General features: G+C 44.3%; 24 protein-coding genes and 2 other annotated features. All 24 genes read left to right on the forward strand.

Features of this window, described 5'->3' with window-relative positions; all coding sequences use genetic code 11:
- Positions 1 to 16 precede the first annotated feature (16 nt).
- The 24 genes from gltX to rplC all read left to right on the forward strand — a co-directional run bounded on the left by gltX (position 17) and on the right by rplC (position 24,817).
- Positions 17 to 1,474: a glutamate--tRNA ligase gene (gltX, locus tag AS29_RS05235; RefSeq protein WP_035406721.1), complete on the forward strand. Its 1,458-nt coding sequence runs from the start codon at positions 17 to 19 to the stop codon at positions 1,472 to 1,474.
- Between the two features lie 36 nt (positions 1,475 to 1,510).
- Positions 1,511 to 1,739: a binding site (T-box leader), on the forward strand.
- Between the two features lie 108 nt (positions 1,740 to 1,847).
- Positions 1,848 to 2,543, forward strand: coding sequence for a serine O-acetyltransferase (gene cysE / locus AS29_RS05240; protein WP_035406724.1), 696 nt, complete (start codon positions 1,848 to 1,850; stop codon positions 2,541 to 2,543).
- Positions 2,494 to 3,891 (forward strand): cysteine--tRNA ligase, encoded by a 1,398-nt coding sequence (gene cysS, locus AS29_RS05245; protein ID WP_035406727.1) that lies wholly within the window; start codon positions 2,494 to 2,496, stop codon positions 3,889 to 3,891. The genes cysE and cysS overlap by 50 nt, the downstream gene beginning before the upstream one ends.
- 4 nt (positions 3,892 to 3,895) lie before the next feature.
- Positions 3,896 to 4,315, forward strand: a complete 420-nt coding sequence (locus AS29_RS05250) for a Mini-ribonuclease 3 (RefSeq protein WP_035406730.1) — start codon at positions 3,896 to 3,898, stop codon at positions 4,313 to 4,315.
- A complete protein-coding gene (gene rlmB, locus AS29_RS05255; RefSeq protein ID WP_035406734.1) occupies positions 4,312 to 5,058 on the forward strand; it encodes a 23S rRNA (guanosine(2251)-2'-O)-methyltransferase RlmB in 747 nt (248 codons plus the stop codon). Before AS29_RS05250 ends, rlmB begins: the two co-directional genes overlap by 4 nt.
- 5 nt (positions 5,059 to 5,063) lie before the next feature.
- The gene (locus AS29_RS05260) at positions 5,064 to 5,573 is read left to right on the forward strand and encodes an NYN domain-containing protein (RefSeq protein ID WP_035406736.1); all 510 of its coding nucleotides are present in this window, start codon (positions 5,064 to 5,066) and stop codon (positions 5,571 to 5,573) included.
- A 66-nt stretch (positions 5,574 to 5,639) separates the two neighbouring features.
- A complete protein-coding gene (sigH, locus tag AS29_RS05265; RefSeq protein ID WP_035406739.1) occupies positions 5,640 to 6,296 on the forward strand; it encodes an RNA polymerase sporulation sigma factor SigH in 657 nt (218 codons plus the stop codon).
- A gap of 82 nt (positions 6,297 to 6,378) precedes the next feature.
- Complete coding sequence (gene rpmG / locus AS29_RS05270; RefSeq protein WP_035406742.1) at positions 6,379 to 6,528, forward strand: 50S ribosomal protein L33; 150 nt, start codon at positions 6,379 to 6,381, stop codon at positions 6,526 to 6,528.
- 151 nt (positions 6,529 to 6,679) lie between these two features.
- Positions 6,680 to 6,862, forward strand: a complete 183-nt coding sequence (gene secE / locus AS29_RS05275; protein ID WP_035406745.1) for a preprotein translocase subunit SecE — start codon at positions 6,680 to 6,682, stop codon at positions 6,860 to 6,862.
- Between the two features lie 192 nt (positions 6,863 to 7,054).
- A complete protein-coding gene (gene nusG, locus AS29_RS05280; protein WP_035406748.1) occupies positions 7,055 to 7,588 on the forward strand; it encodes a transcription termination/antitermination protein NusG in 534 nt (177 codons plus the stop codon).
- 177 nt (positions 7,589 to 7,765) lie between these two features.
- A complete protein-coding gene (gene rplK / locus AS29_RS05285) occupies positions 7,766 to 8,191 on the forward strand; it encodes a 50S ribosomal protein L11 (protein WP_035406751.1) in 426 nt (141 codons plus the stop codon).
- Between the two features lie 193 nt (positions 8,192 to 8,384).
- On the forward strand, positions 8,385 to 9,083 hold the full coding sequence (gene rplA, locus AS29_RS05290) for a 50S ribosomal protein L1 (protein WP_035406754.1): 699 nt from the start codon (positions 8,385 to 8,387) through the stop codon (positions 9,081 to 9,083).
- A 55-nt stretch (positions 9,084 to 9,138) separates the two neighbouring features.
- Positions 9,139 to 9,282 (forward strand) — a sequence feature (ribosomal protein L10 leader region).
- 40 nt (positions 9,283 to 9,322) lie between these two features.
- Positions 9,323 to 9,823 carry a 50S ribosomal protein L10 gene (gene rplJ, locus AS29_RS05295; protein WP_035406758.1) on the forward strand — a complete coding sequence of 167 codons (501 nt, stop codon included), beginning with the start codon at positions 9,323 to 9,325 and terminating at the stop codon, positions 9,821 to 9,823.
- Positions 9,824 to 9,872: 49 nt separating this feature from the next.
- Positions 9,873 to 10,238, forward strand: coding sequence for a 50S ribosomal protein L7/L12 (rplL, locus tag AS29_RS05300; RefSeq protein WP_035406761.1), 366 nt, complete (start codon positions 9,873 to 9,875; stop codon positions 10,236 to 10,238).
- A 152-nt stretch (positions 10,239 to 10,390) separates the two neighbouring features.
- Positions 10,391 to 10,993, forward strand: coding sequence for a class I SAM-dependent methyltransferase (locus tag AS29_RS05305; protein ID WP_035406764.1), 603 nt, complete (start codon positions 10,391 to 10,393; stop codon positions 10,991 to 10,993).
- A gap of 254 nt (positions 10,994 to 11,247) precedes the next feature.
- The gene (gene rpoB, locus AS29_RS05310; protein WP_035406767.1) at positions 11,248 to 14,829 is read left to right on the forward strand and encodes a DNA-directed RNA polymerase subunit beta; all 3,582 of its coding nucleotides are present in this window, start codon (positions 11,248 to 11,250) and stop codon (positions 14,827 to 14,829) included.
- A 209-nt stretch (positions 14,830 to 15,038) separates the two neighbouring features.
- Entirely contained in the window at positions 15,039 to 18,638 is a 3,600-nt protein-coding gene (gene rpoC, locus AS29_RS05315; RefSeq protein WP_035406770.1) for a DNA-directed RNA polymerase subunit beta', read from the forward strand.
- A gap of 117 nt (positions 18,639 to 18,755) precedes the next feature.
- The gene (locus AS29_RS05320) at positions 18,756 to 19,001 is read left to right on the forward strand and encodes a 50S ribosomal protein L7ae-like protein (RefSeq protein WP_035406773.1); all 246 of its coding nucleotides are present in this window, start codon (positions 18,756 to 18,758) and stop codon (positions 18,999 to 19,001) included.
- 107 nt (positions 19,002 to 19,108) lie between these two features.
- The gene (gene rpsL, locus AS29_RS05325; RefSeq protein WP_035406776.1) at positions 19,109 to 19,531 is read left to right on the forward strand and encodes a 30S ribosomal protein S12; all 423 of its coding nucleotides are present in this window, start codon (positions 19,109 to 19,111) and stop codon (positions 19,529 to 19,531) included.
- Positions 19,532 to 19,573: 42 nt separating this feature from the next.
- On the forward strand, positions 19,574 to 20,044 hold the full coding sequence (gene rpsG, locus AS29_RS05330; protein WP_035406779.1) for a 30S ribosomal protein S7: 471 nt from the start codon (positions 19,574 to 19,576) through the stop codon (positions 20,042 to 20,044).
- Positions 20,045 to 20,097: 53 nt separating this feature from the next.
- Positions 20,098 to 22,176 carry an elongation factor G gene (gene fusA, locus AS29_RS05335; RefSeq protein ID WP_035406783.1) on the forward strand — a complete coding sequence of 693 codons (2,079 nt, stop codon included), beginning with the start codon at positions 20,098 to 20,100 and terminating at the stop codon, positions 22,174 to 22,176.
- Between the two features lie 113 nt (positions 22,177 to 22,289).
- Entirely contained in the window at positions 22,290 to 23,480 is a 1,191-nt protein-coding gene (tuf, locus tag AS29_RS05340; RefSeq protein ID WP_035406786.1) for an elongation factor Tu, read from the forward strand.
- 356 nt (positions 23,481 to 23,836) lie between these two features.
- The gene (gene rpsJ / locus AS29_RS05345; protein WP_029282834.1) at positions 23,837 to 24,145 is read left to right on the forward strand and encodes a 30S ribosomal protein S10; all 309 of its coding nucleotides are present in this window, start codon (positions 23,837 to 23,839) and stop codon (positions 24,143 to 24,145) included.
- A 42-nt stretch (positions 24,146 to 24,187) separates the two neighbouring features.
- Entirely contained in the window at positions 24,188 to 24,817 is a 630-nt protein-coding gene (rplC, locus tag AS29_RS05350; protein ID WP_035406789.1) for a 50S ribosomal protein L3, read from the forward strand.
- Positions 24,818 to 24,835 lie beyond the last annotated feature (18 nt).

Below are 24,835 nucleotides of genomic sequence, written 5' to 3' on the forward strand. Positions count from 1 at the left end.
GTGGAGGTAAATAAGAATGACAAGTGAAATCCGCGTGCGCTATGCACCAAGTCCGACCGGACATTTACATATCGGTAATGCAAGAACGGCTTTATTCAATTATCTTTTTGCAAGAAGCCAAAATGGAAAATTCATTATCCGTATTGAAGATACAGATAAAAAAAGAAACATTGAAGGCGGCGAGGAAAGCCAGCTGAAGCATCTGAAATGGCTCGGCATGGATTGGGATGAAAGCGTCGATGTAGGCGGGGAGTACGGCCCATACCGCCAGTCTGAACGAACTGAGATCTACAAGAAGTATTACGAAGAGCTTCTTGAAAAGAATCTCGCATACAAATGCTATTGTACAGAGGAAGAGCTTGAGCAGGAGCGTGAAGAGCAGACAGCACGCGGAGAAATGCCCCGTTACTCTGGAAAATGCGCAAACCTGACAGATGAAGATCGTGCGAAGCTTGAGTCCGAGGGACGTAAGCCTAGCATCCGTTTCCGGGTTCCAAAAGGACAGATCATTAAGTTCAACGATATCGTTAAGGAAGAGGTTTCCTTTGAATCCGATGGAATCGGCGATTTTGTTATCGTGAAAAAGGACGGAACCCCTACCTACAACTTCGCAGTTGCGGCTGATGATCACCTGATGGAAATTACCCACATCCTGCGCGGAGATGATCACATTTCCAATACACCTAAACAAATCATGATTTACGATGCGCTGGGCTGGGATGTGCCTGTGTTCGGCCATATGACGCTAATTGTAAATGAAAGCCGCAAAAAACTGAGCAAGCGGGATGAATCCATTATCCAGTTTATTGAGCAATACAAGGATCTTGGATATTTGCCGGAAGCGCTTTTCAACTTTATTGCTATGCTTGGCTGGTCTCCGGTAGGGGAAGAGGAGATCTTCTCCCGCGAACAATTCACTGAAATCTTTGATCCAAACCGTCTTTCTGTTTCACCGGCTGTATTTGACACTCAAAAGCTGACGTGGATGAACAATCAATACATGAAGCAGCTCGATCTTGAAACGATAACAGAGCTTGCACTTCCCCACCTTGTAAAAGCAGGAAAAGTGAGCGGGAATCCTTCTGCTGAAGAACTGGACTGGGCGAAAAAGCTGATTGCCCTTTACCAGGAGCAAATGAGCTTCGGAGCTGAAATTGTTGAGCTTTCCGATCTATTCTTTAAGGACGAGCTTGAATACAACCGTGAAGCTAGAAGCGTACTTGATGAAGAACAGGTGACGGAAGTTATGGCCGCCTTCAAAGAAGAGCTTGAAAAGCTTGATTCCTTCACCGCGGATGAAATTAAGGCGTCCATTAAAGCTGTTCAAAAAGCAACAGGCCATAAAGGGAAAAAGCTCTTTATGCCAATCCGTGTTGCGGTTACTGGCCAAACTCACGGTCCTGAACTTCCTCAGTCGATTGAATTAATCGGTAAGGAGAAAGTTTTATCCCGTCTTGCAAGTTTAATGCGTTAACATTTTGAATAAAATATAATATAGTATAGATAATATTTTAAAACGTTGAAGAGGATAGTAGAGAACGGATTTCCTTTCCAGAGAAAACCTCCATGGCTGAGAGAGGTTGAAGTGAAGCTGTTCTTGAATTGCACCTCCTGAGTCTTTTGCCGAACCGTTTCAGTAAGCAAAAGCGTTCGCTCCGCGTTAAGGAGCCTAAAGTTGAGGGCTGGTCTAAAGAAATCGCCCTAAACAGAGTGGAACCGCGCATAAAGGCGTCTCTGTCCGTATACAGAGGCGTCTTTTTTTATGCAGAAAATGACCGGTTCTAGCGCCACCGTACACCATTGCTTCAAGATGCTTATAAGAAAAGAGAAAAACAGGAGGGGAGACATTGTTTAAGCTGCTGAAGGAAGATGTAGACGTTGTTTTTGACCAGGATCCCGCCGCACGAAGCTATCTGGAAGTCCTTCTGACATACTCAGGATTACACGCCGTATGGGCGCATCGGCTTGCCCATGCATTTTATAAGCGGAAGCTGTATTTTGCGGCAAGGGCTATTTCACAGATCAGCCGTTTCTTCACCGGAATTGAGATTCATCCCGGAGCTAAAATCGGGCGGCGTTTTTTCATTGATCACGGCATGGGGGTCGTGATTGGAGAAACGTGTGAAATCGGCGACAATGTCACGGTCTTTCAAGGGGTAACCTTGGGCGGAACAGGGAAAGAAAAAGGGAAGCGCCACCCGACAATTATGGATAATGCGCTGATTGCAACAGGAGCAAAAGTTCTCGGTTCGATTACAATAGGGGAGAATTCCAAAATCGGAGCGGGATCTGTCGTCCTTCAGGATGTGCCTGATCACTCTACGGTCGTCGGAATACCGGGACGCGTCGTGATCCGCAACGGCAAAAAAATAAAACGGGATTTGAATCATACGGATCTGCCGGATCCCGTATCTGATAAATTTAGAACATTAGAAGCTGAAATACTAAAATTAAAAGCTGAACTTGAAATAGTAAAAGAAGGGAAGAACGAAAATGGGCATCAGGCTTTACAACACGCTGACTCGCAAAAAGGAAGATTTTAAACCGCTTGAGGAAGGCAAGGTAAAAATGTATGTGTGCGGTCCGACTGTATACAACTACATTCATATAGGGAACGCCCGTCCGGCTATCGTATATGACACGGTTCGAAAATACCTGGAGTTCCGCGGCTACGACGTCCAATTTGTTTCAAATTTCACAGATGTAGACGATAAACTGATTAAAGCAGCGAATGAACTTGGCGAGGATGTCCCAACGATTGCAGATCGCTTTATCGATGCCTATTTTGAAGATGTAACTGCCCTCGGCTGCAGTCATGCGGATGTACATCCGCGTGTTACCGAAAACATGGACATCATCATTGAGTTTGTAGAAGCACTGATTGAAAAGGGGTTCGCCTACGAGTCCGGAGGCGACGTTTATTACAAGACCCGTGCCTTTGAAGGATATGGTAAGCTTTCTCATCAGTCGATTGACGAACTTCGTTCCGGAGCTAGGATTGAGGTTGGCGAGAAAAAACAGGATGCTCTTGATTTCGTCCTGTGGAAAGCAGCTAAAGAAGGTGAAATTTCTTGGGATAGTCCGTGGGGGAAAGGCCGTCCAGGCTGGCATATTGAGTGCTCGGCGATGGCACGCAAATATTTGGGTGACAGCATCGATATTCATGCAGGAGGTCAGGACCTTACCTTCCCGCATCATGAAAATGAAATCGCCCAATCCGAAGCTTTCACCGGAAAACCTTTCGCCAAATACTGGCTTCATAATGGATATATCAACATTGATAATGAAAAAATGTCGAAATCTCTCGGAAACTTTGTTCTGGTGCACGACATCATTAAAGAATACGATCCGCAGCTGCTGAGGTTCTTCATTCTTTCCGTACACTACCGTCATCCAATTAACTACTCGGCAGAATTGCTTGAGAATACGAAAAATGCGTTTGATCGCCTGAAAACGTCATACACCAATTTGAAGCACCGCAGAGAAAGCAGTTCAAACCTTACCGGGGATAATAGTGAATGGCTCCTTAAAATAAAGGACCTGCGCGAAACCTTTATCAAGGAGATGGACGATGACTTCAACACAGCGAATGGAATCTCTGTTCTATTCGATTTAGCGAAGCTGTCAAACTATTACTTGAAGGAAACGAATACAGCCGAGGAAGTCATTGATGCCCTGCTTATGGAATTCAATGCATTAGCTGAAGTCATCGGGATTTCATTTGGTGAACAGGGATTGCTTGACGAAGAGATTGATGCGCTGATTCAAAAGCGGATCCAGGCCCGTGCAGACCGTGATTTTGCTTTATCCGATCAGATCCGCGATCAGCTAAAAGAAATGAACATCATTTTAGAAGATACAGCGCAAGGAACCAGATGGAAAAGAGGATAACTGTATGCTTGAGCTAGAAAAGATAAAAAACGCGAGGCAGCTGAACAGCCTTGCCCTTGCTTATATGGGAGATGCCGTGTATGAAGTATACATACGGCATCACCTTCTTGCAAAAGGATTGGGACGGCCGAACGATTTGCACCGCTATGCAAAGGCTTTTGTATCAGCAAAAGCGCAGGCAGAGGCGCTGAAAATTTTGAGTGAAGCAGCCTTTTTTTCAGAGGAGGAGCTTGAGGTCCTCCGGAGGGGAAGGAACGCAAAATCGGGCACTGTTCCAAAAAATACAGATATGATCACGTATAAATACAGTACCTCCTTTGAGGCGCTGATCGGATTCCTTTTTTTAGAGAAAAAAGAGGACAGGCTCCACGAAATTGCTGAAGAAGCGATAAAGTTACTGGAAGAAAGGAGGCACAACGGATGAATCATGAAGATTACATTATCGGCCGGAATCCAGTGCTTGAAGCACTGAGATCCGAGAGAGAAATCAACAAATTGTGGATGGCGGAGAATTCTGTTAAAGGATCAGCCCTCCAAATTACAGGTATTGCGAAAGAAAGAGGCATCATCATCCAAACCGTGCCTAAAAGAAAGCTTGATCAAATGGTAGAAGGGAACCACCAGGGATTTGTCGCGCAGGTTGCGGCCTATGAGTATGCTGACATAGATGATATGCTCAAAGCAGCTGAAGAAAAGGGAGAGGCTCCCTTTGTTCTGATCCTGGACGAGCTTGAGGATCCTCATAACCTTGGATCGATCATGAGAACGGCAGATGCAGTTGGCGCTCACGGCATCGTCATTCCGAAACGGAGGGCGGTCGGCCTGACTGCAACGGTAGCAAAGGCTTCAACTGGAGCCATTGAATATGTGCCTGTTGCAAGAGTAACGAATCTTGCCCGCGCCATCGAAGAATTAAAAGAAAAAGGAGTCTGGATTGCCGGAACGGATGCGAAAGGTTCAGATGATTACCGGACATTGGACGGGACCATGCCCATCGGACTTGTCATTGGCAGTGAAGGAAAAGGAGTCAGCCGCCTTGTGAAGGAAAAGTGTGATTTTCTGGTTAACCTTCCTATGGCCGGGCATGTTACTTCTCTAAATGCTTCTGTCGCAGCAAGCCTGCTGATGTATGAGGTATTCAGGAAGCGTCATCCGCTTGGGAGCTAACGGAAATGAACATTCTGCTCGTGGATGGATACAACATCATCGGTGCCTGGCCTGAGCTGAGAGTCCTGAAAAAAGACTATTTTGCACAGGCCAGAGATCTTCTCATTCAAAAAATGGCGGAATACCAAGCTTTCACCAAATACAGGGTCATCATCGTCTTTGATGCACACCTTGTTAAAGGAATTGAAAAGAAACACAGAAATTATCGGGTAGAAGTGATTTTTACGAAAGAAAATGAAACAGCGGATGAACGAATTGAAAAGCTTGCTTCTGAATTGAATGATATCCGGACACAGATTCATGTAGCCACTTCGGACTATACGGAACAATGGGCCATTTTTGGACAGGGGGCATTGCGTAAATCGGCAAGAGAGCTGCTGAATGAAATGGAAGCGATTGAAAAAAGCATCAAGAAAAAAGTGAAGCGTATGGAAAATGAACGGCCTCCATCGAAGATTTCTTTGTCGGAAGATGTCATAAAAACCTTTGAGAAATGGCGTCGCGGAGACCTGTAATCATATTGCGATTCCAAATTTTGTGCTGTATAATATGGCTATCTATGTGCGGTCGGGGGGATCGGCTTGAATACACAAATCAGCAAGGGGTATCTCAGCAAGGAAGAATTTCAGTTTCTGGACGATGAGCAGATTGTAGAGTTAGTTCATAATGGAGATAGTGATGCACTGGATTATTTGATTACAAAGTACCGAAATTTTGTCAGGGCCAAAGCAAGATCTTACTTTCTTATCGGAGCTGACAGGGAAGATATCGTTCAAGAAGGCATGATTGGGCTTTATAAAGCGATTCGGGACTTTAAGGAGGACAAGCTTACCTCATTCAAAGCTTTTGCAGAACTATGCATAACCCGCCAAATCATTACCGCTATCAAAACAGCAACCCGCCAAAAACACATTCCGCTTAACTCCTATGTTTCTCTGGACAAGCCTATTTATGATGACGAATCGGACCGGACATTGATGGATGTCATATCCGGAGCCAAAATTATGGATCCTGAAGAGTTGTTTATCAATCAGGAAGAGTTTGACGATATTGAAGTAAAGATGGCTGAGCTATTGAGTGATCTTGAAAGAAAAGTGCTGTCCCTTTATCTGGACGGAAGGTCCTATCAGGAGATTTCTGAAGAACTGAACCGCCACGTTAAGTCAATTGACAATGCCCTTCAGCGGGTGAAAAGAAAGCTTGAAAGATATTTAGAGCTGCGCGAACTGAGCATGTGACAAATTCGATCCTTTATTGACAGGAAAAACCACGCTATGATACATTTTGTAGGAATATGAAACATGGCGGAAGGTGTTCAGTATGCGAAAAAAAGTAGTTTTAGGCTGTACAGAATGCGGCAGCCGCAACTATACAACGATGAAAAGCACTTCTAACACAACAGAGCGCTTGGAAATGAAGAAATTCTGCGGTACGTGCAATGCGCATACGAACCACCGCGAAACGAAATAGGACTTATATCACTCTTGCCAGTTTTTATTTTCCAGCGCTGATAGGCGAAGCTACAATCGAAGGTCCGACCGGAGCCTGCCATCCTCTTTCAAATTAGAAAGAAAGCCGGAAAGGCCATTTGAGCATTTTCTTTATTTTTGGAGGTAACGAAATGGGACGTATTACTAATTTCTTCGGGGATGTCGGTCGTGAAATGAAAAAAGTAAGCTGGCCAAAAGGCAAAGAGCTTACTAGATATACGATCGTTGTTATCGCAACCGTTGTCTTCGCAGCTGTGTTTTTCGCAGTCGTGGACTTGGGCATTTCTGAGCTAGTTCGATTAATTGTTGGCTGATTGTTGAATAAAACTGGATTTACCGTGTTATAATAAATGATAATCCACAGCTTTGTTCGAAAAAAGACCCGTTCAGCGGGTTTTTTAATTTGCAAAAAAGTTGCGCTTCCTGCTTACATACGGGACAAGCGCAGCAGATTCATCATATAAAACTGATTAATGCGGGGAGGGAAGGACAAAGGTCCTGACTGTATGGAGAAAAATTGGTATGTTGTTCACACGTATTCCGGATACGAGAATAAAGTAAAAGCGAATCTTGAAAAGCGTGTTGAATCAATGGCAATGCAAGACAAGATTTTCAGAGTCGTAGTTCCTGAAGAGGAAGAAACAGATATTAAGAATGGTAAAAAGAAAGTTGTAAAGAAAAAGGTGTTCCCTGGCTATGTATTGGTTGAAATCGTTATGACAGACGATTCATGGTATGTTGTACGGAATACACCGGGTGTAACAGGATTCGTTGGCTCTGCCGGTTCCGGTTCTAAGCCGACGGCACTTCTTCCTGAAGAAGTCGAAGTGATTCTTAAGCGCATGGGTATGGATGAGCGCCGTGTTGAAATCGACTTTGAGCTGAAAGAAACGGTTAAAGTAATTGAGGGGCCATTTGCAAACTTTACCGGTGTTATTGAAGACATCGATCATGACAAGCAAAAAGTTAAAGTTCTAGTGAACATGTTCGGCCGTGAAACACCTGTTGAACTTGAATTCTCTCAAGTGGATAAATTATAATCAGAAAATAACTTGAAATAGATTGGGAAAAGTGATAATATTTCATAAGTCAGTGTGTCTCACTCAAAGTGGGACAGATAACTTGATTTTATTCCTAATCATTCACATAAAGAATGAGGTTATGAGTGGGAGGGCAAGGCCCTATTACCACATCACGGACTTAAGGAGGTGTGTCTCGTGGCTAAAAAAGTAATTAAAATGGTTAAATTGCAAATCCCTGCCGGCAAAGCGAATCCGGCTCCTCCAGTAGGTCCCGCATTGGGTCAAGCTGGTGTGAATATCATGGGATTCTGTAAGGAATTTAACGCACGCACAGCTGAACAAGCTGGGTTGATTATCCCAGTTGAAATCACTGTTTTTGAAGATCGTTCCTTCACATTTATTACAAAAACTCCGCCTGCTGCTGTATTGCTTAAGAAAGCAGCTGGAATTGAGTCTGGTTCTGGTGAACCAAACCGTAATAAAGTGGCTACTGTTAAGCGTGACAAAGTACGTGAAATCGCTGAAACAAAAATGCCTGACTTAAACGCAGCAAGCGTTGAAGCGGCTATGTTGATGGTTGAAGGTACTGCGCGCAGCATGGGAATTGTGATCGAAGACTAATTGATGATGCTTAAGGGTTGCGGGTTTGGATTAACAAGTTCGCAGCCTTTATTCTCGTTTACAGATTTGTGACCTGGATGGATCAGGCATTGTTTTTGCCCCATCCGAACGCACTGGCCGGGTTTCCCGGACGGCTGCGCTTTTACCTGTGGGAGGTTATTTCCGCTAAAACCACATAAGGAGGACATTTAAAATGGCTAAAAAAGGCAAGAAATATGTAGAAGCTGCAAAGCTTGTAGACCGTTCTAAAGCTTACCCTGTTACAGAGGCTGTTGAACTGGCTAAGAAAACAAACACTGCAAAGTTTGACGCAACAGTAGAGGTTGCTTTCCGTCTTGGAGTAGACCCTCGTAAAAATGACCAGCAAATCCGCGGAGCAGTTGTGCTTCCAAACGGAACTGGTAAAACTCAAAAAGTTTTGGTTTTCGCTAAAGGCGAAAAAGCGAAAGAAGCAGAAGCTGCAGGAGCAGATTATGTTGGAGATTCCGAATTCATCACGAAAATTCAGCAAGGCTGGTTTGAGTTTGATGTAATCGTTGCTACTCCTGATATGATGGGTGAAGTTGGTAAGCTTGGACGCGTATTGGGACCAAAAGGCCTAATGCCGAACCCGAAAACTGGAACTGTAACTTTTGAAGTTGAAAGAGCTGTTAATGAAATCAAAGCTGGTAAAGTTGAATACCGTGTTGATAAAGCCGGTATCATCCACGTACCTATCGGTAAAGTTTCATTCGAAGACAACAAGCTTGTTGAAAACTTCAAAACAATCTTTGACACATTGCTTAAAGCAAAACCAGCGGCTGCAAAAGGCACTTACATGAAGAGTGTTGCAGTAACGTCCACTATGGGCCCTGGAGTCAAAGTTGATTCTGCTAGCTTCTCTGTAAAATAATTATTGACTTCTTATGGAAGTTCGTATATAATTCACTTTGTTATTAAAACGACAACTCAATAAGAGAATTATACCGCAGACAGCAGGTGCCGCTAATGGCTTAATTCCCTGCCGAGGTGTGACCATATTGTACAGATCAGCATTGTTCATGTATAAACGGCGCCTCCATGTCTAGCATGGAGGCTTTTTCATGCGAACACAAACGGTATAATGTCAATCATTCTACAGGAGGTGTAACAATGAGCAGCATTATCGAAACAAAGAAACAAATCGTTGATGAAATCACAACTAAATTCCGCGACAGCAAATCTACTATCGTAGTTGACTACCGCGGACTGACAGTAGGTCAAGTGACTGAACTTCGTAAAACTCTTCGTGAAGCTGGCGTAGAATTCAAAGTTTACAAAAACACGATGACTCGCCGTGCGGTTGAACAAGCTGAGCTTACGGAACTTAACGACGCTCTAACTGGACCGAATGCGATCGCGTTCAGCACAGAAGACGTAGTAGCTCCTGCAAAAGTCTTGAACGACTTCGCGAAAAAGAACGAAGCTTTGGAAATCAAAGCTGGTGTTGTTGAAGGTAACGTTGTATCTGCTGAGGAAATTAAAGCTCTTGCTGAACTTCCTTCACGCGAAGGCTTGCTTTCTATGTTGCTTAGCGTTCTTCAAGCTCCAATCCGCAACCTGGCTCTTGTCAGCAAAGCAGTTGCTGAGCAAAAAGAAGAACAAGGCGCTTAAGCCCGTATTACTATAAAAAAACTGATTGAAAAATAAGGAGGAAAATATAATGTCTAAAGAACAAATCATTGAAGCTGTCAAAAGCATGACAGTTCTAGAACTAAACGATCTTGTTAAAGCTATCGAAGAAGAATTTGGTGTTACTGCTGCTGCTCCTGTTGCTATGATGGGTGGAGCTGGAGCTGGCGAAGCTGCTGCTGAGCAAACTGAATTCGATCTTATCCTTGCATCTGCTGGAGCTTCAAAAATCAAAGTTATCAAAGTGGTTCGTGAAATCACAGGTCTTGGACTTAAAGAAGCGAAAGAAATGGTTGACAACGCACCGAAACCAGTTAAAGAAGGCATTGCTAAAGAAGAAGCTGAAGAGCTTAAAGCTAAACTTGAAGAAGTTGGCGCTGGCGTAGAAATTAAGTAATTCCTTTCTATATAAGATAAAGCCCGCTGCTAATAGCGGGCTTTTTTCTTCCTAAGAAGGCAACATCCTTATTAGAGCGCGGGCTAATTTATGGCAAGCAGCTTCCCCTAAATGATAGAATAAACTCCCAGCTCCTAAAAGGAGGTAACATGATGAGTGATCATTACTACTCTGAGAATCCTACTGTTCAAAGCAATAAGAAAAGCTGGACCTATGATCTGGCTGGCCATTCCTTTACCTTTCGAAGTGATTCAGGTGTATTTTCAAAAAATGAAGTTGATTTCGGATCAAAAGTGCTGATCGAGGCTTTTGAAATGCCGGAAGCAGACGGAAAGATTCTGGATATGGGCTGCGGCTATGGCCCAATAGGCCTCGCGCTTGCGAAAAAATGGCCAAGCCGTGATGTAGACATGGCTGATGTTAATTCCAGAGCCGTTGAACTTGCAAAAGAAAATGCGGAACTAAATCAAATTTCAAATGCCGAAATTTTTCAAAGCAACTTGTTCGAGCATGTAAAAGGAAAAGAATATTCAGCGATCCTGACAAACCCGCCTATCAGAGCCGGGAAGAGTGTGGTTCATGAAATTCTTGAAAAAAGCTATGAATATCTTCGCGCCGGCGGAGAACTCTGGGTTGTGATTCAGAAAAAACAGGGAGCTCCATCTGCAGCTGCAAAAATGGAAGAGCATTTTGATGAAGTAGACGTCGTGCAGAAGAAAAAAGGCTACTATATTATAAGGGCTAAAAAAGATTGACTCGTATTTTTTGGCATGTTAATATTATAAAATGCCAATGTTTAAATTTCTGCAAATGTCTAAAATACATAACGAATGTATAAATTTAGCATATGCGGGAAAACTTATAGAATCTGTTCGTTCAAAAAAAGTGTGGTTTTCTTAACAGAAACCCTTTTTTGTTTTGTTATTTACTTGTAAAAGCATAAGTTGCTAGGATAACTAGTTTGATGCTTTTTACAGATCCAATATGCATGAACTGAGGGGTGAATCAGTTGACAGGTCAACTAGTTCAGTATGGACGGCACCGCCAACGCAGAAGTTATGCACGCATTAGCGAAGTATTAGAATTGCCGAATCTCATTGAGATTCAAACCGCTTCTTATCAGTGGTTTCTTGATGAGGGTCTCAGAGAGATGTTTTATGATATCTCTCCAATTGAGGATTTCACTGGCAACCTCTCGCTAGAGTTTATTGATTACAGCCTTGGTGAGCCAAAGTACTCCGTGGAGGAGTCTAAGGAACGCGATGTAACCTATTCTGCTCCGCTGCGCGTGAAAGTCCGTTTGATCAACAAAGAAACAGGCGAAGTAAAGGACCAGGACGTTTTCATGGGGGATTTCCCTTTGATGACGGAAACTGGAACGTTCGTAATCAATGGAGCTGAGCGTGTTATCGTATCTCAGCTAGTGCGTTCGCCAAGTGTATATTTCAGCGGTAAAGTCGACAAGAATGGTAAAAGAGGCTTTACAGCAACAGTCATTCCAAACCGTGGTGCTTGGCTGGAGTACGAAACCGATGCTAAAGATGTCGCATATGTACGGATAGATCGTACTCGGAAACTGCCAGTTACGGTTCTTTTGCGTGCCCTAGGGTTTGGCTCTGATCAAGAAATCACCGATTTGTTTGGTGAAAACGAGTATTTGCGCAACACTCTTGAAAAAGATAACACGGAGACTACGGAAAAAGCGCTTCTTGAAATCTACGAACGCCTTCGTCCGGGAGAGCCTCCTACTGTTGATAACGCAAAAAGCCTGCTTGAGTCACGCTTCTTTGATCCGAAGCGCTATGATCTTGCTAGTGTTGGACGCTATAAAATTAACAAAAAGCTTCATATAAAAAACCGTCTTTTCAATCAGCGTCTTGCTGAATCACTGGCAGATCCTGAAACAGGGGAAATCATTGCTGAAAAGGGCGCGGTTATTGACCGCAGAACTCTTGACCGCATTATTCCAAACCTTGAGAGCGGTGTAGGCTTCAAAACAGTGAACCCTTCAGGCGGAGTTGTAACGGAAGAAACAACTCTTCAATCTATTAAAATCTACTCTCCGAACGATCCGGAAGGCGAACAAGTCATCAATGTGATCGGAAATGCTTACGTAGAAGAAGCAGTTAAGAACATTACGGCTGCTGATATTTTATCTTCAATCAGCTATTTCTTTAACCTTCTTCACGGAGTAGGCGACACAGATGATATCGATCACCTTGGTAACCGCCGTCTGCGTTCAGTTGGCGAATTGCTTCAAAACCAATTCCGTATCGGTCTTTCCCGTATGGAGCGTGTCGTTCGTGAGCGTATGTCCATTCAGGATACAAATACAATCACTCCTCAGCAGCTTATTAACATTCGTCCTGTTATTGCGAGCATTAAAGAGTTCTTCGGAAGCTCTCAGCTTTCTCAGTTCATGGACCAGACGAATCCGCTTGCTGAGCTTACCCATAAGCGCCGTCTTTCTGCACTTGGACCCGGTGGGTTGACTCGTGAGCGTGCAGGCTTTGAAGTCCGTGACGTTCACTACTCCCACTACGGCCGTATGTGTCCGATTGAGACGCCTGAGGGACCAAACATCGGTTTGATCAACTCCTTGTCCAGTTACGCGAAGGTAAACCGTTTCGGATTCATTGAAACACCATACCGCCGTGTTGATCCTGATACTGGAAAAGTAACTGCGCGCATCGATTATCTGACTGCAGATGAAGAAGATAACTATGTTGTAGCACAGGCAAATGCCCGTTTGGATAACGACGGTACGTTCCTTGATGACGGAATCGTAGCCCGTTTCCGCGGTGAGAATACGGTTGTAGCCCGCGATCGCGTGGATTACATGGACGTATCTCCTAAACAGGTCGTTTCCGCTGCGACAGCATGTATTCCTTTCCTTGAAAACGATGACTCCAACCGTGCCCTAATGGGAGCGAACATGCAGCGTCAGGCTGTGCCTTTGATGCAGCCGGAAGCTCCGATTGTCGGAACAGGAATGGAGTACGTTTCAGGTAAAGACTCGGGTGCTGCTGTAATCTGTAAGCATCCTGGTATCGTTGAAAAAGTAGAAGCGAAAAACGTTTATGTTCGCCGCTATGAAGAAGTAGATGGCAAAAAAGTAAAGGGCAACCTTGATAAATACAGCATGCTGAAATTTATCCGTTCCAATCAGGGAACATGCTACAATCAGCGTCCGATCGTAAGTGAAGGCGATGAAGTGGTAAAAGGCGAAATTCTTGCTGACGGACCATCTATGGAAAAAGGCGAACTGGCTCTTGGCCGCAACGTTATGGTTGCGTTCATGACATGGGATGGCTACAACTATGAGGATGCCATCATCATGAGTGAGCGTCTTGTAAAAGACGATGTTTACACTTCGATTCATATTGAAGAATACGAGTCCGAAGCACGTGATACAAAGCTTGGACCTGAAGAAATCACAAGAGATATTCCAAACGTTGGGGAAGATGCACTCCGCAACCTTGACGAACGCGGAATCATCCGTGTCGGTGCAGAAGTAAAAGACGGCGACTTGCTTGTTGGTAAAGTAACACCTAAGGGTGTAACGGAGCTGACAGCTGAAGAAAGACTTCTTCACGCAATCTTTGGCGAGAAAGCACGCGAGGTTCGTGATACATCCCTAAGAGTACCGCATGGCGGTGGTGGAATTATCCTTGATGTTAAAGTCTTCAACCGTGAAGACGGAGACGAATTGCCGCCGGGTGTTAACCAGCTCGTACGCGCTTATATCGTTCAGAAGCGTAAAATTTCTGAAGGAGATAAAATGGCTGGACGACATGGTAACAAAGGGGTTATCTCCCGCATCCTTCCGGAAGAAGATATGCCTTATCTTCCAGACGGCACACCGGTAGATATCATGCTTAACCCGCTTGGTGTACCATCCCGTATGAACATCGGGCAAGTGCTCGAGCTTCACTTGGGAATGGCTGCACGCTACCTTGGCATTCATGTTGCATCACCGGTATTTGATGGTGCGCGTGAGGAAGATGTTTGGTCTACGCTTGAAGAAGCAGGAATGGCAAGAGACGCTAAAACAGTCCTTTATGATGGACGTTCAGGCGAACCGTTTGATAACCGTGTATCCGTTGGAATCATGTACATGATCAAACTGGCCCACATGGTTGATGACAAACTCCATGCCCGTTCTACCGGACCTTACTCACTTGTTACACAGCAGCCTCTTGGAGGTAAAGCTCAATTCGGCGGACAGCGTTTTGGAGAGATGGAGGTTTGGGCGCTTGAAGCTTATGGAGCTGCCTATACACTTCAGGAAATCCTTACAGTTAAGTCGGATGACGTCGTAGGACGTGTGAAAACATATGAAGCCATCGTAAAAGGCGAAAACGTTCCAGAGCCTGGCGTTCCTGAATCCTTCAAAGTATTGATCAAGGAGCTTCAAAGCTTAGGTATGGACGTTAAGATTCTCTCAGGCGATGAAAAAGAAATCGAAATGAGAGATACCGAGGACGACGAAGATCCTCAAAACTCCGATAGCTTGTCTTTAGGAGACGAAATGGAAGAAGAAGCAGCTGTCACTACTGAAAAAGAGAAGGACGCTGTTACGAAAGAATAGATGGATTGGAAATGGCTGCAAAGCAGCAGGCGCGCTATACAGCCTGCAGCCTTAGGGTGAAAAACCGGGCTTTAGCGTCCGGTCTCACCCTGAGGCGGATGCTAAAGCCTTTATTATTGGCCCTGATTGCCGTACTGTAAGCAACGAAAGAATAGTCACTCTTCAGGATATAAGGGTATAACCTGAAGATGAAAAGGGAGGTAGGCCCCTTGCTGGATGTTAATAATTTTGAGTACATGAACATCGGACTTGCATCACCCGATAAGATCCGTTCCTGGTCATTCGGTGAAGTTAAAAAGCCAGAAACAATCAACTACCGTACGCTTAAGCCTGAGAAAGACGGTTTGTTCTGTGAACGTATTTTCGGACCTCAAAAGGACTGGGAATGCCATTGCGGAAAATACAAACGTGTCCGTTACAAAGGTGTAGTCTGCGATCGATGCGGAGTTGAAGTAACACGTGCGAAAGTCCGCCGTGAGCGCATGGGACACATTGAGCTGGCAGCTCCTGTATCCCACATTTGGTATTTCAAAGGAATCCCGAGCCGCATGGGTCTTGTGCTAGACATGTCCCCGCGTGCTCTTGAAGAAGTCATCTATTTTGCTTCCTATGTTGTAACAGACACAGGAGATACTCCTCTTGAGAAGAAACAGCTTCTTTCCGAGAAAGAATATCGTGCATACCGTGATAAATACGGCAGTACATTCCATGCCGGAATGGGTGCAGAAGCTATTAAAAAGCTTCTTATGGACATCGATCCGGATAAAGATGTAGAACAGCTGAAAGAGGATTTGAAAACAGCGCAAGGACAGCGCCGTACTCGTGCTATCAAGCGTCTTGAAGTGCTTGAAGCATTCCGCGGATCTGGAAACAATCCTTCGTGGATGATCCTTGATGTTCTTCCTGTCATTCCTCCTGAGCTTCGTCCGATGGTACAGCTGGACGGAGGACGTTTTGCAACATCCGATCTAAATGATCTTTATCGCCGTGTAATTAACCGTAACAACCGTTTGAAGCGTTTGCTCGATCTTGGAGCTCCAAGCATTATCGTTCAAAATGAAAAGCGTATGCTTCAAGAAGCAGTGGATGCATTAATCGACAACGGACGCAGAGGCCGTCCGGTTACCGGTCCTGGTAACCGTCCATTAAAATCCCTTTCTCATATGCTTAAAGGGAAGCAAGGACGTTTCCGCCAAAACTTGCTTGGTAAACGTGTTGACTATTCAGGCCGTTCCGTAATCGTAGTTGGACCGAACCTGAAAATGTATCAGTGCGGACTGCCTAAAGAAATGGCTCTTGAGCTATTCAAGCCATTTGTAATGAAAGAGCTCGTGGAAAAAGGTCTTGCCCATAACATTAAGAGTGCGAAACGCAAAATCGAACGCGTTCAGCCTGAAGTTTGGGACGTTCTTGAATCCGTAATCAGGGAGCATCCAGTTCTGCTGAACCGTGCACCTACACTTCACAGACTTGGTATCCAGGCATTTGAACCGACTCTTGTAGAAGGACGCGCAATCCGCCTGCATCCTCTAGTATGTACGGCATACAACGCGGACTTTGACGGAGACCAAATGGCTGTTCACGTACCTCTATCCGCTGAAGCACAGGCAGAGGCGCGTATCCTTATGCTTGCAGCACAGAACATCCTGAACCCTAAGGATGGAAAACCGGTAGTAACACCATCTCAGGATATGGTTCTCGGTAACTACTACCTGACAATGGAGCGTCCTGATGCTGTCGGTGAAGGAATGATTTTCAAAGATACAAACGAAGCCCTTATTGCTTATCAAAACGGATATGTACATCTTCATACCCGTGTTGCGGTAGCAGCTTCATCTTTAGATAATCAAACTTTCACAGACGCGCAGAAAAAACAGCTTCTTGTTACTACGGTAGGAAAGCTTGTATTCAATGAAATCCTTCCAGATTCATTCCCTTATATGAATGAACCGACAAAAGGCAACATTGAAGAAAAGACGCCTGAGAAATACTTCGTCGATCCGAATGTGGACGTGAAGGAACACATTGCGAAGCAGGAATTGATTCCTCCATTCAAAAAAGGAATCCTTGGAAGCATTATCGCTGAAATCTTTAAAAAGTTCCAAATCACAGAAACGTCAAAAATGCTTGACCGTCTGAAAGATTTGGGATTCAGATACTCTACAAAAGCCGGTATTACAGTTGGTGTAGCAGACATCGTTGTATTGCGTGAAAAAGAAGAGATTCTAACCGAAGCGCAAGCGAAGGTAGATAACGTTCTTAAACAGTTCCGCCGCGGTCTGATTACAGAAGAAGAACGCTATGAGCGTGTCATCTCGATCTGGAGTGCTGCGAAAGATACAATTCAAGGCAAACTGATGAAAACTCTTGATATTCGCAACCCGATCTTCATGATGAGTGACTCTGGAGCCCGTGGTAACGCGTCTAACTTTACGCAGCTTGCCGGAATGCGCGGTCTGATGGCCAACCCGGCTGGACGAATCATCGAACTTCCGATCAAGTCCAGTTTCCGTGAAGGTTTAACGGTATTGGAATACTTTATCTCTACCCATGGTGCCCGTAAAGGTCTTGCCGATACAGCCCTTAAGACTGCCGATTCAGGTTACCTTACTCGCCGTCTGGTTGACGTTGCTCAGGATGTTATCATTCGTGATGACGACTGTGGAACGGACCGGGGACTTCTTGCAGAAGCCATCAAAGAAGGTACAGAGGTAATTGAAAAACTTGAGGAGCGTCTAATTGGACGTTATGCTCGCAAAAACATTCACCACCCTGAAACAGGAGCTGTTCTTGTTGAGGAAAATGAACTGATCACAGAAGATCTTGCTCTTCAAATTGTTGAGTCAGGAATTGAACAGGTCTTGATCCGTTCTGCATTTACATGTAATACCCGTCACGGTGTGTGTAAACGATGCTACGGCCGTAACCTGGCTACCGGTTCAGATGTAGAAGTTGGAGAAGCAGTAGGTATTATTGCCGCTCAATCCATCGGGGAGCCGGGAACACAGCTTACAATGCGTACGTTCCATACAGGCGGTGTTGCAGGGGATGACATCACTCAAGGTTTGCCTCGTATCCAGGAGCTGTTTGAAGCTCGTAACCCTAAAGGTCAGGCTACGATTTCAGAAATTGACGGTGTTGTAACCCAAGTAAATGAAATCCGTGAAAAACAGCAGGAACTGGTTGTGCAGGGTGATGTGGAATCACGCACATATACAGCTCCTTACAATGCACGTCTGAAAGTAGCAGAAGGCGATACTGTTAAACGCGGCCAAGAGCTTACTGAAGGTTCAATCGATCCGAAAGAACTTCTGAAAGTAAAAGATACTCAAGCTGTGCAGGAATACCTCCTTCGTGAAGTTCAAAAAGTATACCGTATGCAAGGGGTAGAAATTGGCGATAAACACGTAGAGGTTATGGTTCGTCAAATGCTTCGCAAAATCAGAGTTATTGACGCTGGAGATACAGATGTATTGCCTGGAACTCTTCTGGACATTCATCAGTTCACAGACGCCAATAAAAAAGTTCTTATTGGGGGCAAACGACCTGCTACAGGCCGTCCAGTCCTTCTGGGTATCACGAAAGCATCTCTTGAAACGGACTCCTTCTTGTCTGCAGCATCCTTCCAGGAAACAACTCGTGTCCTGACAGATGCCGCGATTAAAGGAAAACGTGACGAGCTTCTCGGACTAAAAGAGAATGTAATCATCGGTAAATTGGTTCCTGCCGGTACAGGTATGAACCGCTACCGTAAAGTACAGCCAATCTCACAAGTTCAATCGAGCCAAGACACGGTTACCGTAGATTAATATGAGAGATGGATGTCTTCAGAGCTTTCTTCTGAAACTCTGTTGACATCCATCTCTTCCAATGTTAAGATATTCAAGGTGCTCGATTCTACCTGTTGCTTTGGAGGATATACTTCAATGTCTTATGAAAAAGTATCACAGGCAGTAAACATTATTGTTGGTACAAAGCAAACGCTGAAGGCACTTCAGCAAGGTTCCGTCAAAGAGCTTCTCATTGCGGAGGACGCCGATCCACGAATTACATCTGCCGTTGCTCAGATGGCCGCGGATAAGAACGTTCCTGTAATAAAAGTAGACTCCATGAAAAAGCTTGGAAAAGCTTGCGGAATTGAAGTTGGCGCCGCAGCTGTAGCCATTACCTAATAAAGCAAACACGTTTTTACCTGAGTAATCAAGTAAAGACTTTGTTTTTGCCCAAATATGAACCACCTGGATGTGTGGGTTTAGAATTTGAGAAGGGAGGAAAAAACATGCCTACTATTAATCAATTGATCCGCAAGGGACGCGTAAGCAAGATTGAAAAATCTAAGTCTCCTGCATTGAACAAAGGTTACAACAGTTTCAAAAAAGAGCACACTAACGTATCTTCACCTCAAAAACGCGGTGTATGCACACGTGTTGGTACAATGACTCCGAAGAAGCCGAACTCCGCGCTTCGTAAATATGCCCGTGTACGCTTGACTAACCAAATCGAGGTTACAGCTTACATTCCTGGTATCGGACATAACCTTCAAGAGCATAGTGTTGTTCTTATCCGTGGCGGACGTGTAAAAGATTTACCGGGAGTACGTTACCACATCGTTCGCGGTGCGCTTGACACTGCTGGTGTTGATGGCCGTATGCAAGGTCGTTCCAAATACGGAACTAAACGTCCTAAAGCTCCAAAAAAATAATTTAAACAAATAGAATCACTTTCGTGAAAGGAGGAAAAAAACATGCCTCGTAAAGGTCCTGTTACAAAAAGAGACGTATTGCCAGATCCGCTTTACAATTCCAAACTTGTTACTCGTTTGGTAAACCGCATTATGGTTGATGGTAAAAGAGGAAAAGCACAAACCATTCTTTATTCCGCACTTGATACAATCAGGGAGCGCAGCGGTAAAGAGCCAATGGAAGTGTTCGAACAAGCACTAAAAAACATCATGCCAGTACTAGAAGTTAAAGCACGCCGTGTAGGTGGAGCAAACTACCAAGTACCAGTAGAGGTGCGTCCTGACCGCCGTTCTACTCTTGGACTTCGCTGGTTAGTAAACTACGCTCGTCTTCGTGGAGAAAAAACCATGGAAGAGCGTTTGGCTAACGAGATTCTTGACGCAGCCAACAATACTGGTGCTGCTGTTAAGAAACGCGAAGATACACACAAAATGGCAGAAGCGAACAAAGCATTCGCTCACTACCGCTGGTAAGATCGAAATAAAAAACCCACTAATCCTCTTTATAGGAAGGAGAAGTTACTAAGATGGCAAGAGAGTTCTCCTTAGAAAACACTCGTAATATCGGGATCATGGCTCACATCGACGCTGGTAAAACGACGACTACAGAACGGATCTTGTTCTACACTGGACGTATCCACAAAATTGGTGAAACTCATGAAGGAGCTTCACAAATGGACTGGATGGAACAGGAGCAAGAACGCGGAATCACGATTACATCTGCAGCTACAACTGCATCATGGAAAGGTTACCGCGTTAACATCATCGATACACCTGGACACGTAGACTTCACTGTTGAAGTTGAACGTTCCCTGCGTGTACTTGATGGTGCCGTAGCTGTTCTTGATGCACAATCCGGAGTTGAGCCTCAAACTGAAACAGTTTGGCGCCAAGCTACTACTTACGGCGTACCTCGTGTAGTGTTCGTAAACAAAATGGATAAAATCGGTGCGGATTTCCTTTATTCCGTAAAAACGATGCATGACCGCCTTCAAGCGAATGCTCATCCGATTCAGCTTCCTATCGGTGCTGAAGATAACTTCGAAGGAATTATCGATCTAGTAGAAAACGTTGCATACTTCTACGAAGATGACTTGGGAACTCGTACCGATGCGAAAGAAATTCCAGAAGACTATCAAGAACTTGCTGAAGAATGGCGCAACAAGCTAATTGAAGCAGTAGCAGAACTTGATGAAGAATTGATGATGAAATATCTTGACGGTGAAGAGCTGACGGTTGATGAAATCAAAGCTGCAATCCGTAAAGGTACTTGCGACGTTGAATTCTATCCAGTAATTTGCGGATCTGCTTTCAAAAACAAAGGTGTTCAATTGATGCTGGATGCTGTACTTGATTACCTTCCTGCGCCAACTGACGTACCGTCTATCAAAGGAATTCTTCCTGATTCTGAAGAGGAAGTAATCCGTAAATCCAGTGACGATGAGCCGTTCTCTGCTCTAGCGTTCAAAGTAATGACAGATCCATACGTAGGAAAGCTTACTTTCTTCCGTGTGTACTCTGGAGTACTTAACTCTGGTTCTTACGTACAAAACTCCACGAAAGGCAAGCGTGAGCGTGTAGGACGTATCCTGCAAATGCATGCTAACTCTCGTGAAGAAATCTCCACTGTATACTCTGGGGATATCGCAGCAGCTGTAGGATTGAAAGATACTACAACTGGTGATACTCTATGTGATGAAAAGAGCCTTGTAATCTTGGAATCCATGGAATTCCCAGAGCCGGTTATCTCTCTATCAGTTGAGCCGAAATCTAAAGCTGACCAAGACAAAATGTCTACAGCTTTGACAAAGCTATCTGAAGAGGATCCAACATTCCGTGCTCATACTGATCCTGAGACTGGACAAACCATCATCTCTGGTATGGGTGAGCTTCACCTTGATATCATCGTTGACCGTATGCGTCGCGAATTCAAAGTAGAAGCTAATGTTGGTGCTCCGCAAGTTGCATACCGTGAGACTTTCCGTGGTTCAGCTAAAGTCGAAGGTAAGTTTGCCCGCCAATCTGGTGGACGCGGACAATTCGGACACGTTTGGATCGAATTCGAACCAAACGAAGAAGGAAAAGGCTTCGAATTCCAAAACAAGATCGTCGGTGGAGTTGTTCCTCGTGAATACGTACCAGCTGTTCAAGCAGGTCTAGAGGATTCAATGAAAAACGGTGTCCTTGCAGGATATCAGCTAATCGACGTTAAAGCAGCACTTGTTGATGGATCTTACCATGATGTTGACTCCAGTGAGATGGCGTTTAAAGTAGCGGCTTCACTAGCTCTTAAAAACGCAGTATCCAAATGTAACCCGGTTATCCTTGAGCCTGTTATGAAGGTTGAAGTTGTAATCCCGGATGAGTACATGGGAGATATCATGGGTGATATTACTTCTCGCCGTGGACGCGTTGAAGGTATGGATGCACGCGGTAACGCTCAAGTTGTTCGTGCAATGGTTCCACTTTCCGAAATGTTTGGTTATGCAACTGCGTTGCGTTCAAACACACAAGGACGCGGAGTATTCTCCATGCACTTCGATCACTACGAAGAAGTTCCTAAATCGATTTCTGAAGAAATCATCAAAAAAAATAAAGGCGAGTAATTGATTTTACACCTTTATTGAAGTATAACTACTTATGTATCCTCAGAAGGCGGGTATAATCCTGCTTTCTGAATTAAAATAACTAATTCTATTATCTAAGGGAGGCATTTCGAATGGGTAAAGAAAAATTCGACCGTTCCAAAACACATGCCAATATCGGTACAATTGGACACGTTGACCATGGTAAAACAACTCTAACAGCTGCAATCACAACTGTACTTGCTAAGCGCAGTGGTAAAGGTGCAGCGATGGCTTATGATATGATCGATGCTGCTCCAGAAGAGCGCGAGCGCGGAATCACAATCTCAACTGCACACGTTGAGTACGAAACTGAAACTCGTCACTATGCACACGTTGACTGCCCAGGACATGCTGACTATGTTAAAAACATGATCACTGGTGCTGCACAAATGGACGGCGGAATCCTAGTAGTATCTGCTGCTGACGGTCCAATGCCACAAACTCGTGAGCACATCCTTCTTTCTCGTCAAGTAGGTGTTCCTTACCTAGTTGTATTCATGAACAAATGTGATATGGTTGATGACGAAGAATTGCTTGAACTAGTTGAAATGGAAGTTCGTGACCTTCTTTCTGAGTACGATTTCCCTGGCGACGACATTCCAGTAATCAAAGGTTCTGCTCTTAAAGCTCTTGAAGGAGAAGCTGAGTGGGAAGAGAAAATCGTTGAACTAATGAACGCAGTTGACGAGTACATCCCAACTCCAGAGCGTGATATCGAAAAACCATTCATGATGCCTGTTGAGGATGTATTCTCTATCACTGGCCGTGGAACTGTTGCAACTGGACGTGTTGAGCGTGGACAAGTTAAAGTCGGTGACGTTATCGAAATCATCGGTCTTGCTGAAGAGCCAAAATCAACAACTGTTACAGGTGTTGAAATGTTCCGTAAACTTCTTGACTATGCTGAAGCTGGAGACAACATCGGCGCACTTCTTCGTGGAGTAGCTCGTGAAGATATCCAACGTGGACAAGTTCTTGCTAAGCCAGGAACAATCACTCCACACACTAACTTCAAAGCAGAAGTTTATGTTCTATCTAAAGAAGAGGGTGGACGTCACACTCCATTCTTCACTAACTACCGTCCTCAGTTCTACTTCCGTACAACTGATGTAACTGGTATCTGCAACCTTCCTGAAGGTGTAGAAATGGTTATGCCTGGAGACAACATCGAAATGACTGTTGAACTAATCTCTCCAATCGCAATCGAAGAAGGTACTAAGTTCTCTATCCGTGAGGGTGGACGTACTGTAGGTGCTGGAGTAGTTGCTACAATCACTGAGTAATCAGTGTTTAAAAGAACGAGCGAGAAATCGCTTGTTCTTTTTTTTATGTCTTTAAATTATATTGGAAAGCGCAACAGCGTTCTTGAAGAAAGAAAAAGTGAAGCTGGATCAAAAACTAGACGCACTTGATTTTTCGCCTAGAAAAAGGTATAATATCTGAGGTGCGTAAAAGACAAAGAAATTTAAATTTCTTCTTGCAACTGACGCTCATTTTTTATATAATAGTGAATGTTGGTCTTTGACTGCGATGATGTGAGAGGTTGCTGACACACCCGGCCGCTTTGCCATGGCGAGTGTGTGAGGGAAATTCTCACTGAGAACTGTCTATATTAAGTAGGCGAAAAGGAGGGAAAATAATGGCAAAACAAAAAATTCGTATTCGTTTGAAAGCTTATGATCACAGAATTCTTGATCAATCTGCCGAGAAAATCGTAGAAACAGCGAAACGTTCAGGTGCTAACGTATCTGGTCCGATCCCGCTTCCGACTGAAAAGTCAATCTACACAATTCTTCGTGCGGTGCATAAGTACAAAGACTCTCGTGAGCAATTCGAGATGCGTACACACAAACGTCTAATCGACATCATTAACCCAACACCACAAACTGTTGATGCGTTAATGCGTTTGGATTTACCATCCGGTGTCGATATCGAAATCAAACTTTAATGTTCAATATTATATAGTAGAAAAAAACAGGAGGTGTGACGAATGACCAAAGGAATCTTAGGTAGAAAAATCGGTATGACGCAAGTATTTGCTGAAAACGGCGATCTTATCCCAGTTACAGTTGTAGAAGCTGCTCCAAACGTAGTTCTTCAAGTGAAAACGGCTGAAATCGACGGTTACGAAGCAGTTCAGGTTGGTTTTGATGACAAACGTGAAAAACTTGCTAACAAACCGCTTAAAGGTCACGTTGCAAAAGCAAACACTGCGCCTAAGCGCTTCATTAAGGAATTTCGTGGAGTAAGCGCAGCAGACTACGAAGTTGGTCAGGAAGTCAAAGTAGAAGTATTCTCCGCTGGAGATACAGTAGATGTAACAGGAACTTCAAAAGGTAAAGGATTCCAAGGTTCTATTAAACGCCACGGACAATCCCGCGGACCAATGTCCCACGGTTCACGCTACCATCGCCGCCCAGGTTCAATGGGTCCTGTTGCTCCAAACCGCGTATTCAAGAACAAACTTCTGCCTGGACGTATGGGTGGAGAGCGCGTAACAGTACAAAACCTTGAGATCGTTAAAGTTGATGCAGAACGCAACCTTCTTTTGATCAAAGGTAACGTACCTGGTCCAAGAAAATCTCTAGTTACTGTAAAATCTGCAGTAAAATCCAAATAACTTTTCCGAGAAAGGAGG

This window comes from Bacillus sp. SJS, from assembly GCF_000732485.2.
Taxonomy (GTDB): domain Bacteria; phylum Bacillota; class Bacilli; order Bacillales; family Bacillaceae; genus Metabacillus_B; species Metabacillus_B sediminis.

What these genes read in the sequence shown, in the direction of transcription:
- gltX (WP_035406721.1), top strand. Translation starts at nt 17, where the DNA reads ATGACAAGTGAAATCCGCGTGCGCTATGCACCAAGTCCGACCGGACAT.
- cysS (WP_035406727.1), top strand. Translation starts at nt 2,494, where the DNA reads ATGGGCATCAGGCTTTACAACACGCTGACTCGCAAAAAGGAAGATTTT.
- AS29_RS05250 (WP_035406730.1), top strand. Translation starts at nt 3,896, where the DNA reads ATGCTTGAGCTAGAAAAGATAAAAAACGCGAGGCAGCTGAACAGCCTT.
- rlmB (WP_035406734.1), top strand. Translation starts at nt 4,312, where the DNA reads ATGAATCATGAAGATTACATTATCGGCCGGAATCCAGTGCTTGAAGCA.
- AS29_RS05260 (WP_035406736.1), top strand. Translation starts at nt 5,064, where the DNA reads ATGAACATTCTGCTCGTGGATGGATACAACATCATCGGTGCCTGGCCT.
- rpmG (WP_035406742.1), top strand. Translation starts at nt 6,379, where the DNA reads ATGCGAAAAAAAGTAGTTTTAGGCTGTACAGAATGCGGCAGCCGCAAC.
- secE (WP_035406745.1), top strand. Translation starts at nt 6,680, where the DNA reads ATGGGACGTATTACTAATTTCTTCGGGGATGTCGGTCGTGAAATGAAA.
- nusG (WP_035406748.1), top strand. Translation starts at nt 7,055, where the DNA reads ATGGAGAAAAATTGGTATGTTGTTCACACGTATTCCGGATACGAGAAT.
- rplA (WP_035406754.1), top strand. Translation starts at nt 8,385, where the DNA reads ATGGCTAAAAAAGGCAAGAAATATGTAGAAGCTGCAAAGCTTGTAGAC.
- rplJ (WP_035406758.1), top strand. Translation starts at nt 9,323, where the DNA reads ATGAGCAGCATTATCGAAACAAAGAAACAAATCGTTGATGAAATCACA.
- rplL (WP_035406761.1), top strand. Translation starts at nt 9,873, where the DNA reads ATGTCTAAAGAACAAATCATTGAAGCTGTCAAAAGCATGACAGTTCTA.
- AS29_RS05305 (WP_035406764.1), top strand. Translation starts at nt 10,391, where the DNA reads ATGAGTGATCATTACTACTCTGAGAATCCTACTGTTCAAAGCAATAAG.
- AS29_RS05320 (WP_035406773.1), top strand. Translation starts at nt 18,756, where the DNA reads ATGTCTTATGAAAAAGTATCACAGGCAGTAAACATTATTGTTGGTACA.
- rpsL (WP_035406776.1), top strand. Translation starts at nt 19,109, where the DNA reads ATGCCTACTATTAATCAATTGATCCGCAAGGGACGCGTAAGCAAGATT.
- rpsG (WP_035406779.1), top strand. Translation starts at nt 19,574, where the DNA reads ATGCCTCGTAAAGGTCCTGTTACAAAAAGAGACGTATTGCCAGATCCG.
- fusA (WP_035406783.1), top strand. Translation starts at nt 20,098, where the DNA reads ATGGCAAGAGAGTTCTCCTTAGAAAACACTCGTAATATCGGGATCATG.
- tuf (WP_035406786.1), top strand. Translation starts at nt 22,290, where the DNA reads ATGGGTAAAGAAAAATTCGACCGTTCCAAAACACATGCCAATATCGGT.
- rpsJ (WP_029282834.1), top strand. Translation starts at nt 23,837, where the DNA reads ATGGCAAAACAAAAAATTCGTATTCGTTTGAAAGCTTATGATCACAGA.
- rplC (WP_035406789.1), top strand. Translation starts at nt 24,188, where the DNA reads ATGACCAAAGGAATCTTAGGTAGAAAAATCGGTATGACGCAAGTATTT.